This is a genomic window from Pseudomonas rustica (genome assembly GCF_018336155.1).
Lineage (GTDB): Bacteria > Pseudomonadota > Gammaproteobacteria > Pseudomonadales > Pseudomonadaceae > Aquipseudomonas > Aquipseudomonas rustica.
Map to the genome: position 1 here is coordinate 1 of NZ_JAGYHF010000001.1, position 13422 is coordinate 13422.

At 59.0% G+C, this 13422-nt stretch carries 15 protein-coding genes; 9 read left to right on the forward strand and 6 right to left on the reverse strand.

What is annotated here, in order from left to right:
- The first annotated feature begins 226 nt into the window (after positions 1 to 226).
- The gene (rhtA, locus tag KFS80_RS00005) at positions 227 to 1114 is read left to right on the forward strand and encodes a threonine/homoserine exporter RhtA (protein WP_159815690.1); all 888 of its coding nucleotides are present in this window, start codon (positions 227 to 229) and stop codon (positions 1112 to 1114) included.
- A 168-nt stretch (positions 1115 to 1282) separates the two neighbouring features.
- Positions 1283 to 1564, forward strand: coding sequence for a hypothetical protein (locus tag KFS80_RS00010; RefSeq protein WP_053122157.1), 282 nt, complete (start codon positions 1283 to 1285; stop codon positions 1562 to 1564).
- Between the two features lies 1 nt (position 1565).
- Here the strand turns inward: KFS80_RS00010 and KFS80_RS00015 are convergent, their stop codons facing one another.
- Positions 1566 to 2129: a TetR/AcrR family transcriptional regulator gene (locus KFS80_RS00015; protein ID WP_212543655.1), complete on the reverse strand. Its 564-nt coding sequence runs from the start codon at positions 2127 to 2129 to the stop codon at positions 1566 to 1568.
- A gap of 92 nt (positions 2130 to 2221) precedes the next feature.
- Here KFS80_RS00015 and KFS80_RS00020 point away from each other — a divergent pair, with 92 nt between their 5' ends.
- Both KFS80_RS00020 and KFS80_RS00025 read left to right on the forward strand, forming a co-directional pair.
- Complete coding sequence (locus KFS80_RS00020; RefSeq protein WP_212543656.1) at positions 2222 to 2950, forward strand: SDR family oxidoreductase; 729 nt, start codon at positions 2222 to 2224, stop codon at positions 2948 to 2950.
- A gap of 37 nt (positions 2951 to 2987) precedes the next feature.
- A complete protein-coding gene (locus KFS80_RS00025; RefSeq protein ID WP_212543657.1) occupies positions 2988 to 3584 on the forward strand; it encodes a 2-hydroxychromene-2-carboxylate isomerase in 597 nt (198 codons plus the stop codon).
- Positions 3585 to 3633: 49 nt separating this feature from the next.
- Here the strand turns inward: KFS80_RS00025 and KFS80_RS00030 are convergent, their stop codons facing one another.
- From KFS80_RS00030 to KFS80_RS00045, 4 genes are all read right to left on the reverse strand, one after another.
- Positions 3634 to 5442 (reverse strand): aminopeptidase P family protein, encoded by a 1809-nt coding sequence (locus KFS80_RS00030; RefSeq protein WP_212543658.1) that lies wholly within the window; start codon positions 5440 to 5442, stop codon positions 3634 to 3636.
- A 56-nt stretch (positions 5443 to 5498) separates the two neighbouring features.
- Positions 5499 to 6665 (reverse strand): aminotransferase class V-fold PLP-dependent enzyme, encoded by a 1167-nt coding sequence (locus tag KFS80_RS00035; protein ID WP_212543659.1) that lies wholly within the window; start codon positions 6663 to 6665, stop codon positions 5499 to 5501.
- A 205-nt stretch (positions 6666 to 6870) separates the two neighbouring features.
- Positions 6871 to 7485 carry a LysE family translocator gene (locus tag KFS80_RS00040; RefSeq protein ID WP_053122169.1) on the reverse strand — a complete coding sequence of 205 codons (615 nt, stop codon included), beginning with the start codon at positions 7483 to 7485 and terminating at the stop codon, positions 6871 to 6873.
- Positions 7486 to 7586: 101 nt separating this feature from the next.
- Positions 7587 to 7856: a hypothetical protein gene (locus KFS80_RS00045; protein WP_212543660.1), complete on the reverse strand. Its 270-nt coding sequence runs from the start codon at positions 7854 to 7856 to the stop codon at positions 7587 to 7589.
- Between the two features lie 391 nt (positions 7857 to 8247).
- Between KFS80_RS00045 and msuE the strand changes: the two genes are divergently transcribed.
- The 4 genes from msuE to KFS80_RS00065 all read left to right on the forward strand — a co-directional run bounded on the left by msuE (position 8248) and on the right by KFS80_RS00065 (position 12418).
- Positions 8248 to 8811 (forward strand): FMN reductase, encoded by a 564-nt coding sequence (gene msuE, locus KFS80_RS00050; protein WP_053122173.1) that lies wholly within the window; start codon positions 8248 to 8250, stop codon positions 8809 to 8811.
- A gap of 10 nt (positions 8812 to 8821) precedes the next feature.
- On the forward strand, positions 8822 to 9967 hold the full coding sequence (ssuD, locus tag KFS80_RS00055) for an FMNH2-dependent alkanesulfonate monooxygenase (protein WP_212543661.1): 1146 nt from the start codon (positions 8822 to 8824) through the stop codon (positions 9965 to 9967).
- 123 nt (positions 9968 to 10090) lie between these two features.
- Positions 10091 to 11278, forward strand: coding sequence for an acyl-CoA dehydrogenase family protein (locus KFS80_RS00060; protein WP_212543662.1), 1188 nt, complete (start codon positions 10091 to 10093; stop codon positions 11276 to 11278).
- Positions 11279 to 11314: 36 nt separating this feature from the next.
- Entirely contained in the window at positions 11315 to 12418 is a 1104-nt protein-coding gene (locus KFS80_RS00065; RefSeq protein ID WP_212543663.1) for a sigma-54 interaction domain-containing protein, read from the forward strand.
- Here the strand turns inward: KFS80_RS00065 and KFS80_RS00070 are convergent.
- Positions 12415 to 12780: an antibiotic biosynthesis monooxygenase gene (locus tag KFS80_RS00070; RefSeq protein WP_212543664.1), complete on the reverse strand. Its 366-nt coding sequence runs from the start codon at positions 12778 to 12780 to the stop codon at positions 12415 to 12417. The two genes, KFS80_RS00065 and KFS80_RS00070, sit on opposite strands and share 4 nt — an antisense overlap.
- A 92-nt stretch (positions 12781 to 12872) precedes the next feature.
- Between KFS80_RS00070 and soxR the strand changes: the two genes are divergently transcribed.
- Complete coding sequence (gene soxR, locus KFS80_RS00075; RefSeq protein WP_212543665.1) at positions 12873 to 13325, forward strand: redox-sensitive transcriptional activator SoxR; 453 nt, start codon at positions 12873 to 12875, stop codon at positions 13323 to 13325.
- The last annotated feature ends 97 nt before the right edge of the window (positions 13326 to 13422 follow it).

Consider the following 13422-nt stretch of genomic DNA (forward strand, 5'->3'; position numbering starts at 1 on the left):
TCGAAAACTGCATAACTCATTGAATTTCAAGGAGTTTTCCGTTTCGACTGCGCCGGAAGTGGGGCGAATTATAGACGCATGAAATCTGCCGTCAACCCCTGATTTCATTTTTCTATCGATAAACGCAAAAAGCCTGCTTATATATAGACGCCATCGTAGCGAATGCGCAGTATATTGCCCAACAACTCAAAAATGCCTGCTATATACCCTGGATGACGCCTCCGCTATGAATGACCAACCCCGCTCGCTTGCCTCAATGCTGTTCCCGGTTGGCCTGCTATTAATAGCCATGGCATCGATCCAGTCCGGTGCCTCGCTGGCCAAAAGCATGTTCCCGGTGGTTGGCGCCCAAGGCACTACGACCCTGCGACTGATCTTCGCCAGTGTGATCATGCTTCTATTGCTGCGTCCATGGCGCGCCAAGCTGACGGCCAAGTCGCTGCGCACGGTCATTGTCTACGGCATGGCATTGGGCGGGATGAACTTCCTCTTCTATATGTCATTGCGCACAGTCCCACTAGGGATTGCCGTCGCACTGGAATTCACCGGACCACTGGCCGTCGCCATTTACGCATCACGTCGTGCTATCGATTTTCTCTGGATTGGTTTGGCGGCTGCAGGCTTGTTCCTTCTGATCCCCACAGGCGCGACTACTGCCGGCATTGATCTGGTCGGTGCGGGTTACGCATTGGGCGCCGGTGTCTGCTGGGCACTCTATATCCTCTTCGGTCAGAAGGCCGGGGCAGACAATGGCGTAACGACCGCAGCGTTGGGCGTGATGATCGCCGCCCTGTTCGTCGCGCCCATCGGCATCGTGCATGCAGGCGCTGCTTTGCTGACGCCCTCGCTGATCCCGATCGCTATCGGCGTGGCCATCCTTTCCACCGCCCTGCCCTACACCCTGGAAATGGTTGCACTCACCCGCATGCCCGCGCGCACCTTCGGCACCTTGATGAGTATCGAGCCCGCATTCGGCGCGCTATCAGGCCTGCTGTTTCTGCAGGAATACCTGACGTTGTCACAATGGATGGCGATCCTGTGCATTATTCTCGCCTCCGTCGGAGCTACCCTGACAATGGGCAGCGGCGCGAAGCCCGCCATTGCGGCCGATTGAAACAGGATTTGACGAAGGTCTGGCATTTGCCGCTTATTTAGGCCATGTTTAGTCCGTTAACTCAGTGTCAGGCATGGATTTTTTCGAATACGGACGTCAGAACGCTTCAAGCGCGATCGCATACAGGCAGACCAGAGCAACAGACTTCTGGCTGCCATAAGGACGGTAATGAAACGAATTTTGATATTGATCGCCATACTCGCAGTTGCAGGCTGCGCGGCGACATCGGAAACCCAGGTAAAACGCGGTAAGAAGGGGCTGCACATCAACTGTTCAGGGCTGTCGTCCTCCTGGGACAAGTGCTACACCCACGCCGCCAACGCCTGTGCCCCCAAGGGCTATAAAGTCATTGCCAAATCGGGGGATGGCGTCGAAGAGCCTGGCGATTATCCTTTCGGCCTCAACCCTGCCGGCTACACCAGCCGCAGCATGATCGTCATCTGCAAATAGATCATTGCGGTCTGGCGATCTGCCGAGCGATTTCTTCCTGACTGGACTTCAGCACTGTGTGCTGAATGTCCGGTGTGGCCAGCATACGCGCCACCACCAACGCCCCGACACATTGCGACAGCACTGACCACGCCAGACTGTCGCTCTCCAATATTTTCGCCCAACTCTCCTGCAACCGGCAGATCCACAGTTCTGCCTGTTCCCGCACTTGAATATCTGAACGGGCGATTTCCGCCCCCAGCGATGGCAAGGCGCACCCGGACTCAGGCTGCTCGACATGGGCCATGCTCAAGTAATGTTTAAGACAGCGCTGCAGTCGCTCGTGATCCTGAGTGCCCTGCCCGCCCAACCGCTCCAGGCTCTGGCCCAATTCGCGCTCGACGATAGCGGTAAACAACGCATCCTTCGACGCGAAGTGACTGTAGAACGCCGCACCACTCAAGCCGATAGCCTTCATCAAACCATCGACGCCTACCGTAGAAAACCCCGAACGCTTTGCCGACAGCGAACTGCTCTGCAGCAGCTTTTCCCGGGTTTCCAGCTTGTGACTGGCGGAGTAACGCATGTGTTTGCCCTCGAAATTGACCGCCTTGACGTTGTCGGAATCCTAGCATAACGTTCGTTCACTTAACGATCGTTTAGCAAAGGGATCTACCCATGAATAACAAGAAGGTCGTGTTGGTTGTCGGAGCCGGCGATGCTACGGGCGGCGCTATTGCCAAGCGCTTTGCCAAAGAAGGATTCGTTGCCTGCGTCACGCGACGCAGTGCCGACAAATTGCAGCCGCTGGTAGACGCGATTCAGGCAGACGGCGGCGAAGCGCACGGTTTCGCCTGCGATGCGCGCAAAGAAGAAGATGTGATCGCGCTGATCGAAGACATCGAAACCCGCGTTGGCCCGATCGAAGCGTTCGTCTTCAACATCGGCGCCAACGTGCCGTGCAGCATCCTCGAAGAAACCGCGCGCAAATATTTCAAGATCTGGGAGATGGCCTGCTTCTCGGGTTTCCTCAATGCACGCGAAGTGGCCAAACGCATGGTCACGCGCAATCGCGGCACGATCCTGTTCACTGGCGCTACCGCCGGGTTACGCGGAGCTTCAGGGTTTGCCGCATTCGCCGGCGCCAAACACGGTATCCGCGCACTGGCACAAAGCATGGCAAGGGAATTGGGGCCGATGAACATCCATGTCGCCCATGTGGTGGTGGATGGTGCGATCGATACCGACTTCATTCGCAACAGTTTCCCGGAGAAATACGCCACCAAGGATCAGGATGGCATTCTCAACCCCGAGCACATCGCCGAAAACTATTGGTACCTGCACAGTCAGCCGCGCGATGCCTGGACATTCGAGCTGGATCTGCGTCCATGGAACGAACGCTGGTAAACCCGCCGCCCATAACAATAACGAGAGTGCAGCAAACATGACGAAAACCGTGGAGTTCTATTTCGACCTCGGCAGCCCTGCCACGTACCTGGCCTACACCCAATTGCCAAAAATCTGCGCAGAGACTGGCAGCGAATTGATCTATATCCCGATGCTGCTCGGCGGCGTGTTCAAGGCGACCGGCAACGCCTCCCCCGCGATGATCCCGGCCAAGGGTCGCTATATGTTTCAAGATCTGGATCGCTATGCAAAACGCTACGGCGTGCCGCTGAAATTCAACCCGCACTTCCCAATCAACACGTTGATGCTGATGCGCGCCGTCACGGGCATCCAACTGCGTCAGCCGGAACGCTTCCAAGCGTTTATCGATTGTCTGTTCACAGCGCTTTGGGTCGATGGCCGCAGCATGGACGAACCGCAAACCGTCGCAGCGGTATTGAGTGAACACGGTTTCGATCCGCAGGAAGTACTAGCGCTTACCAACGACGAATCCGTCAAAGCTGTGTTGAAAGAGAATACCGAGACTGCGGTTAAACGCGGCGTGTTTGGCGCACCGAGCATGTTCGTCGGCAACCAGTTGTTCTTTGGTCAGGATCGACTCGACTTCGTCGAAGAGGCATTGCGCCAGATCTAGTTCGAAGCCATCACTCGGGCGCTGGCGACAGCGCCCGAGCGTCAATCGTTTAGATGGCAGCAGTACGCGTGTTCAACCACTCCAGCGCAGCATCTTCCAGCAACGGGCTCAAACGCTCACGCACTTCAGCGTGATAGGCGTTGAACCACTGTTTCTCTTCCTGAGTCAGCAGCGCCGGCACCAGGCAGCGAGTGTCGATCGGGCACAGGGTCAAGGTTTCAAACTTGAGGAATTCGCCGAATTCACTGCTACCCGCCTCGCGATTCATCGCCAGGTTCTCGATGCGCACCCCCCAACGACCCGGACGATAGGTACCCGGCTCGATCGAGGTGATCATGCCCGGCAACATCGCGGTTTGCGGTGCTGGCGCGGCTTGGTAGGCAATCACCTGCGGGCCTTCGTGAACGTTGAGGAAATAGCCAACGCCGTGACCGGTGCCGTGACCGTAATCGACACTCTCAGCCCAGATCGGCGCGCGGGCGATGGCGTCGAGCAGCGGCGACAGAATGCCTTTCGGGAACTGCGCTCGCGAAAGTGCAATCACGCCTTTAAGCACGCGCGTGCAATCGCGTTTCTGCTCTTCGGTTGGCGTACCGACCGGCACCATCCGCGTAATGTCAGTGGTACCGCCGAGGTACTGACCACCCGAGTCGATCAGCAGCAGACCATCGCCCTCGATTACCGCGTGCTCTTCTTCGGTGGCGTGATAATGCGGCATCGCGCCATTGGCGTTGAACGCGGCAATGGTGTTGAAACTCAGCGAGACATAATCCGGACGATGTTCACGGGCAGCCGTGAGTTTCTCGTCGATGGTCAGCTCGGTAATCCGCTCACGCCCCCAGGCCGACTCCAGCCAGGCGAAGAATTCGCACAGCGCCGCGCCGTCCTGCTCCATCGCTTGGCGGATGTGCCGAGCATCGGCTTCACTTTTCTGCGACTTGGCCAGCGTTGTCGGGTTGAGACCTTCGACCAGTGTCACGCCGCTGTCGAGGTTTTCCAGCAGTCCGCTGGTGACCCGCGCCGGATCCACCAGCACACTCGAACCACTCGGCACGGCGCGCAAGGCTTCAGCGACTTCACTGTAGTCACGCAGGGTGACGCCATCGGCTTCCAGCACGGCGCGCAAATCCGCATCAACCTTGCTCAGCGCCACGAACAACGTGGCTCGCTGTTGATTGATCAACGCAAAGGACACAAACACCGGGTTGAACGACACGTCGCCGCCGCGCAGGTTGAACAGCCAGGCGATATCGTCGAGGGTGGCGATGAAGTGCCAATCAGCGCCACGCGCTTGCAGGGTTTCGCGCAGTTTGGCGAGTTTCTCGCCACGGCTGACGGTCGCCTGTGGCGGCAGATGTTGATAGATCGCTGCATTCGGTAGCGTCGGGCGATCGCTCCAGACTTCCTGCAACAAATCGATGTCGGTACGCAGACGCGCGCCACGCGCTTCAAGTTTGCTGCTCAACGTGCGCGCCGAGGCCACAGCCATTACTGCGCCATCGACGGCGACCACGCCACCTTCCGGCGTTTGCTCAGCCAGCCAGTCCAGCGGACTCGGTTGACCCGGCTGCAACTTGACCAGTTCGATGCCGCTGCCGTTGAGTTCTTTGGTTGCCTGTTCCCAGTAACGGCTGTCGGCCCAGACGCCGGCGAAATCGTTGGTGACAATCAAAGTGCCAACCGAACCGTGGAAACCCGACAGCCACTGCCGGCCCTGCCAGTAACCCGGCAAATATTCCGACAGATGCGGGTCGGCAGACGGCACCAAGAGTGCGTGAATGCCTTCGCGACGCATCAGCTCGCGGGTGTGCGCCAGGCGCTGGGGCACCGATCCTTCGGTCAAGGTCTGGGTACTCATCATGTCTCCTGCTAATCACTTCATCGTTATTGTTCGTAGCCGTTAGGTCGGCTGGTTTACAGCCCTGTCGCCCAGAATGCCGGAGCACTGGCGCAGGCGGTCTTGATCAGTTCGCAAGCCTTGTCGATATCGTCGGCGGTGGTGAAACGGCCGAGGCTCAGGCGAATGGTGCGCCCGGCCAGGTGTGCGTCATGCCCCAGCGCCAACAGCACGTGAGACGGTGCGTTACTCGCGGAGTTACACGCCGAAGTCGCGGAAAACGCGATCGAATGGCTCAACGCGGCGCTGTTGAATTCGCCTTCGCTGAACGTCAGGCTCAAGGTGTGCGGAATGCGCTGGCTGGCGCTGCCATTGAGGCGCACGCCGGGCAGGCTCAGCAATTGTTCGAGCAGACGCTCGCGCAACGCGACGATCGTGCTTTTTTCGTCATCAAACGCGGCAGCCGCCAGCGCAAACGCCGAGCCCATTCCGGCGATCTGATGAGTTGCCAGCGTCCCGGAACGCAAGCCACCTTCGTGGCCGCCACCGTGAATTTGTGCCTGCAGCTTTTGCTGTGCCCGTGGGCCGACATATAACGCGCCGATGCCTTTGGGGCCATAGAGTTTGTGCGCCGAAAACGACATCAGGTCGACCGGCCACTGCGCCAGATCGATCGCCACTTTGCCGGCCCCCTGCGCCGCATCGACGTGAAACAGCGCTTCTCGATTGCGCACGATTTCGCCAATCGCTTGTACGTCGTTGACGGTGCCCAACTCATTGTTGACCAGCATCAGCGACACCAGAAAGGTGTCCTCGCGCAGCGCTTCACTGACCGCCTGCGGCGTGATCAGGCCATCGGCGTCCGGCACCAGATAGGTCACGGCGATGCCGGCGTCCTGCAATTGGCGGGCGGTATCGAGAATGGCTTTGTGTTCGATCTGACTGGTGATGATGTGGCCGCCGGACACGCCGCGCGCCTGCGCCACGCCTTTAAGGGCGAGGTTATTGGACTCGGTGGCACCGGACGTCCAGACAATCTGTTCGGCTTGGGCGCCCACCAGTTCGGCGACTTGCCGGCGCGCCTGCTCGACCGTGTGCCGGGCCTGCTGGCCGAAGGCGTGGGAGCTGGAAGCCGGGTTACCGAAGTTACCGTGAAACCCCAGACATTCGATCATCACCTGGATGACCCGCTCGTCCACTGGGGTGGTGGCGGCGTAATCGAAATACAACGGACGTGTGTTCATAAAAGACTCGCAGAGCGTGTTCCGGGATCAGGAGGCTCGTGTCTGCAAACGGCACCGCGCAGCCTTGTGAGCTGCGCGTCGGTTCGAGAGCGTCATCAATACCTGATCGGATGCCGTTAAAGAAGAACAACTTCATTTAAAAGTGCGTAGGAACGCTCCTGAAGCGAGCTTAACAGGCATCGGGCCGCGGGTTGAAGGCTATGCGTCAGTGAAAGCTTTCGAGAAGTAACGGGTACAGCGAAATCACCAGCAGCGCGGCCATCCCCCAATTGAACACGCGCAACCAGCGCGGATCTTTCAACACATTGCGCAACAGCGTGCCGCAGGCAGCCCAAACGCCGACGCTCGGCAGATTGATGATGGCGAAAACGGCGGCAATCACCACGACATTGGTGAAATAGCCCTGCATCGGCGTGTAGGTGCTGATTGCGCCGATGGCCATGATCCACGCCTTTGGATTGACCCATTGAAACGCCGCAGCGCCGAGATAACTGATCGGTTTCGCCTCGCCCTGAACGTTGTCGCCAACCGGCCCCGAATGGGCGATTTTCCACGCCAGATACAGCAGATACGCCGCGCCGACGTAGCGCAGGATCGTATAAAGAATGGGATAGGTCTGAAACACCGCGCCGAGTCCAAAACCGACCGCCACCACCAACACGAAAAATCCGCAGGTAATGCCCAGCATGTGTGGAATGGTGCGGTTAAAGCCGAAGTTCACGCCCGATGCCAGCAACATGGTGTTGTTCGGCCCCGGCGTAATCGAGGTGACAAGGGCAAACAGGGCAAAGCCCAGCAGCAGATCAAGCGAGAGGGTCATGGTGGGCAATCCGTCAGGGTCATTCAGGTGTTGACCCTATCTCACGCCACCGCGCAAACCCACGGACAGTTGAGTAAAACTTCCAGCAGTACAGTTTGTTATCAGCTAGGGCGACCGTGCAGCTGTACAGCTCGCTCGGCGCTCATCTCACCTTGTTTATCGAAGCCGAAAGTCTTCTGTGGCTGGCCGAGCAGTTGGGCTTTTTTCGCGTGGTATTCGTCGAAGGACAAACCACTGCGGTTCAGCGCTTCCATCGCCAGTTCGCGTGATTCTTCTGCGCTGTAAGGGCGCAATTCTGGCGAAACGTGACCGGCACAACCAGCAAGTACGGAGAAAGCGAGCAGCAGCGAAACAGTCAGTAGATGATTCATGGGAGCGTCCTGGCGAGCAGTGGTAGTCGATGGACAAAGGCTACGCCCGGGCTCGCTCGCGCAGAAATCAACGCTCTCAATAGTGGCTATCAGGATTTTCGCAGAGCCTTAGAAATATTCGTTAACGATCTATAAATATCGATTAACGGTCTTTTGCGGAATAACAACTAGCCTTTATAACTTCTCCCCATAGGCGCTTCAGTGTTGCTCCAGCAACTGTTGCTCAGGCAACAGCAGTTCAACAAAGCCACCTGAAATTCGTACAAACGGCCGCTAGCAAAACACTCAAAGCCCCGCCACACCGGGCCTCCAGGAATTGGTACAGCGTTTGCTCAAGCCCAGTGACTTAGCCACTGCTCGCTGAGCAACTGTTGAAAACAAGGAATTGATCATGTCGCGTCCTCTGAAAGTCGTCGCCCTCTCCGGCGGAACCTGGCGTCCCTCGCGTACGTTGGTGCTGACCCAGGCCTTGCTGGCCGAACTCGCCGGGCATTTGCCGATCGACAGCCATCTGATCGAACTCGGTGACATTGCCCGTCCGCTCGGCGGTGCCCTCTCGCGTCAGGAGCTGAGCGCCGAAGTCGAGGCCGAGCTGCAAGCCATCGAACAAGCGGATTTGCTGATTGTTGCAGCGCCGGTTTATCGCGGTTCTTACCCGGGGCTGCTCAAGCATTTGTTCGACCTGATCGACCTCAATGCGCTGATCGATACCCCGGTGCTGCTCGCTGCCACCGGTGGCAGCGAACGCCATGCGCTGGTGCTCGATCACCAGTTGCGTCCACTGTTCAGTTTCTTCCAGGCCGTGACCTTGCCGATCGGCGTGTACGCCACCGAGGCCGATTTCGCCGACTACCAGATCACCAGCGAGCCGCTGAAAGCGCGCATCCGTCTAGCCGCCGAACGCGCTGCGCCGCTGTTCGCCACGCAAATCAAACCGTTGCTGAAGATCGCTTAAGGAGCTGTTCATGGATGTTTTCTGGTTCCTGCCGACCCACGGCGACGGCCACTATCTGGGCACCACCCAAGGTGCGCGCCCGGTCACGCTCAACTATTTGAAACAAGTCGCGCAAGCCGCTGACAGCCTCGGTTATCACGGTGTGTTGATCCCGACCGGGCGTTCCTGCGAGGACTCGTGGGTGATCGCCTCGGCATTGGTGCCGTTGACCGAACGCCTGCGTTATCTGGTGGCGATTCGACCGGGAATCATCTCGCCGACCGTTTCCGCACGGATGGCGGCGACGCTGGATCGATTGTCCAACGGCCGCTTGCTGATCAACGTGGTGACCGGTGGCGACCCGGATGAAAACCGTGGCGACGGCAGCTTCCTCAGCCACAGTGAACGCTACGAAGTCACCGATGAATTCCTGAAAATCTGGCGCCGCGTGCTGCAAGGCGAATCGGTGGATTTCGAGGGCAAGCACCTGAAAGTGCAGAACGCCAAAGCGCTCTACCCGCCGGTGCAGAAACCTTATCCACCGCTGTACTTCGGCGGTTCCTCCGACGCGGCGCATGATCTGGCCGCCGAGCAAGTTGATGTCTATCTGACCTGGGGCGAGCCACCGGCGGCCGTCGCGGAAAAACTCGCTGATGTGCGCGAACGCGCGGCGCGCCAAGGTCGCACGGTGAAGTTCGGCATTCGTCTGCATGTGATCGTCCGCGAGACCGCCGAAGAGGCGTGGAAAGCCGCCGACAAGCTGATCGAGCACATCAGTGACGAGACGATAGAAGCGGCGCAGAAATCCTTTTCGCGCTTTGACTCAGAGGGTCAGCGGCGCATGGCGGCGTTGCACGATGGCCGTCGCGACAATCTGGAAATCGCCCCGAACCTGTGGGCCGGTGTCGGTCTGGTACGCGGTGGCGCGGGGACGGCGCTGGTTGGCGATCCGCAGCAAGTGGCGGCGCGGATCAAGGAGTACGCGGATCTGGGCATCGAAAGCTTCATCTTCTCCGGTTATCCGCATCTGGAAGAGGCTTACCGCTTTGCCGAGTTGGTGTTCCCGCTGCTGCCCGAGCCGTACGCGAGCCTGGCCGGGCGTGGCGTGACCAACCTGACCGGGCCATTTGGCGAAATGATTGCCAATGATGTGCTGCCCACCAAAGCCACGGCATAAACAAATCCCCTGTAGGAGCTGCCGCAGGCTGCGATCTTTTGATCTTTTTTTAAAAAATCAAAGGCAAAAGATCGCAGCCTGCGGCAGCTCCTACACAGGAAGATTAAATTCAGGAGTGTTGGTGTGACCGCCAAACCGCAAAGTACCCTGTTATCCCCGCTGCAAACCGCCCGCCAACTGGCCGCCGAGTTTGCCTTGACCGCCGTCGAACGCGACGAGCGCGGTGGCACGCCGAAAGCCGAGCGCGATGCTCTGCGTGACAGCGGCCTGCTGGCCCTGAGCATTCCCGCCCGCTACGGCGGCCTCGGCGCGACGTGGAGTGAAACCCTGCAGATCGTCCGCGAGTTCGCCAAGGTCGACAGCTCTATCGCTCACGTCTTCGGCTTTCATCATCTGATGCTCGCCACCGTGCGCCTGTTCTCGCGCCCGGAGCAATGGCAGCCGTGGTTCGAACAGACCGCGCGGCAGAACTGGTTCTGGGGCAACGCGCTGAACCCGCTCGACACTCGCACCGTGGTCAAGAACCTTGGCGGTTGGCGCGAGTTTTCCGGGAAGAAAAGCTTCTGCTCCGGCGCCAGTGATTCGCAGATGTTGATTGCCTCGGCGGTCGATGAAAGTGCGGGCGGCAAGTTGCTGATCGCGGCGATTCCCAGCGGCCGCAGCGGCATCACTTTGCACAACGACTGGAACAATATCGGCCAGCGTCAGACCGACAGCGGCAGCGCCACATTCGAACGGGTGCGTGTCGAAGAGTCGGAGTTGCTGATTGATCCGGGCCCGCTGAGCACGCCGTTCGCCTGCTTGCGACCACTGATCGCGCAGCTGACTTTCACGCATATGTTTCTCGGGATTGCCGAAGGCGCTTTCGAGGAAGCGCGGCAGTACACCCTCAAGGAAACCCGGCTCTGGCACAAATCCTCGGCGCGCGAGGTGCGTGAAGACCCGTATGTGCTCGCGCATTTCGGCGAGTTCTGGGTGGCCCTCGAAGGCATTCGTTTATTGGTCGAACGCGCGGCGGCGTTGCTGGATGAAGCGTGGGCGAAAGGCGCAAACCTCAGCGCCGAAGAACGCGGGCATGTCGCGACGGCGATTGCCACGGCCAAAGTCGCGGCCAGCCGTCAGGGTCTGGAGATTTGCAGCCGTCTGTTCGAAGTCACCGGCGCGCGCTCGACCCACGCCTCGCTGCGTCTCGACCGGCACTGGCGCAACTTGCGCACGCAAACCCTGCACGACCCGCTGGATTACAAACTCCATGAACTGGGCGACTGGGCGCTGAACCAGTCGCTGCCGGTGCCGACTTTCTATTCCTGACCTGTCTGCATTTGAACTAAAAAGAAGGACGAGCCCATGCAACTGCTGACCTTACCGCCCTCACCCGCGCTGGCCACGTCGATCCGTGCCACCGCGCAGGTGTTCGAAGATCCGAAGTCCCAAGCCCTGCTCGCGCATTTGCAACAGGTTGCACCGAGCGAGGCCAGCGTGCTGATCATCGGCGAGACCGGTACCGGCAAGGAGTTGGTGGCGCGGCATATTCACAACCTGAGCAACCGTCGCCATCGGCCGTTTATCGCGGTCAATTGCGGCGCGTTTTCCGAGTCGCTGGTCGAGGCCGAATTGTTTGGTCATGAAAAAGGCGCGTTCACCGGCGCCTTGAGCGCCAAGGCTGGCTGGTTCGAAGAGGCGGACGGCGGCACCTTGTTTCTCGATGAGATCGGCGATCTGCCGATGGCGATTCAGGTCAAGTTGTTGCGCGTGTTGCAGGAGCGCGAAGTGGTGCGGCTCGGTTCGCGTAAAAGCATTCCGATCGATGTGCGGGTTTTGGCCGCGACCAACGTGCAACTGGAAAAAGCCATCAATGCCGGCAATTTCCGTGAGGATCTGTATTACCGCCTCAACGTGGTCAATCTGGAACTGAGTCCATTGCGTGATCGCCCTGGCGACATCCTGCCGCTGACCCGGCATTTCATTAAGGCGTACAGTCAGCGTCTCGGTTACGGGCGAGTCAGCATCAGCCCCGGCGCCGAGCACAAACTGCGCGGCTACAGTTGGCCGGGCAACATCCGCGAACTGGAAAACGTCATCCATCACACCTTGTTGATCTGCCGTAACGGCGTGATCGAACGCGATGATTTGCGCCTGTCCAATCTGCGCATCGAGCGCCCGGACGATCATCACAACAGCGCTGACGACTCACCGGAAGCGTTGCTGGAGCAGGCCTTCCAAAAACTCTTCGCGCAACAGGCCGGCGCCCTCCACGAAAAAGTCGAAGACGCGTTGCTGCGCGCGGCTTACCGCTTCTGCCACTACAACCAGGTGCACACCGCCGCCCTGCTCGGCCTGAGCCGCAACGTCACGCGCACACGGTTGATCAAGATCGGCGAACTGGCAGTGAACAAGCGCCGGGCACCCGCCAATTTGCACGGCGAACGCCTGCTTCAACTGTCGATCTAGCCGACCAGATTGCAGTGCAGGGCATCGTCGTGACTGCGGGCGATGCTGCTGAGCACCTGAAAGGAATTGAAGGTGATGGTTTTCGCTTGATGCGTGTGGATCAACTGCCAAAAGTCCTGCTCGCCGCTCTCGAAACTGCGAAGCGCCGCCTCCCCCGCTTCGCGGGTCTGCCATTGCAGAAAACTCAATACGCGCCGGCCATCGTCGCTGGCCTGCACGCTGGCACTGACAAATCCCGCGTAGCGCTGGGCCAGACGTTCAGTCTGTACCGACAGCGCATTGACCAATGCCGGCTGCTGGCGTGGTTCGATCTCGAATTCGATCAACTGAGTGAAACTGCGATTTTTCGCTGTTGCTTGCATGAAAGTCCCCACTTGGCTGTAAGGCGAATCTTGCGACTCGAAGGCCTGCAGGGTAAAACCTCTAGTTAAGTCAAGGTCAAGAGCTGTTTTCAATGATCAGCAAAGAACATGTACACAAGCAGCTAACGGTTGGCGAAGTCGCGGCGCGCAGTGGCGTGGCGGTGACGGCGCTGCACTTCTATGAATCGAAGGGACTGATCAAGAGCCAGCGTAATGCCGGCAATCAGCGGCGCTATCCGCGTGAGGTGCTGCGGCGGGTGGCGTTGATCAAGGTTGCGCAACGGCTGGGGATTCCGTTGGCGGAAATTGGCGAAGCGCTGAAGATTTTGCCGGATGATCGTGCGCCGACGGCGGCGGATTGGCGGGTGTTGTCCGAGCAGTGGCGGCGGGAACTGGATGAACGGATCGAGCAGTTGATGCTGCTGCGGGATCGTTTGAATGGCTGTATTGGTTGTGGTTGCCTGTCAATGGAAGCCTGCCCGCTGCGCAATCAGGGCGATGTGCTCGGTGAACAGGGCCCTGGCCCGCACTTCCCTGAATTTTGATGGAAAACCCTGTGGCGAGGGGATTTATCCCCGTTGGGCTGCGGAGCAGGACCCTAAGTCAGTCAATGAGGTATGTCTGAAGGAATAGGGATGCAGG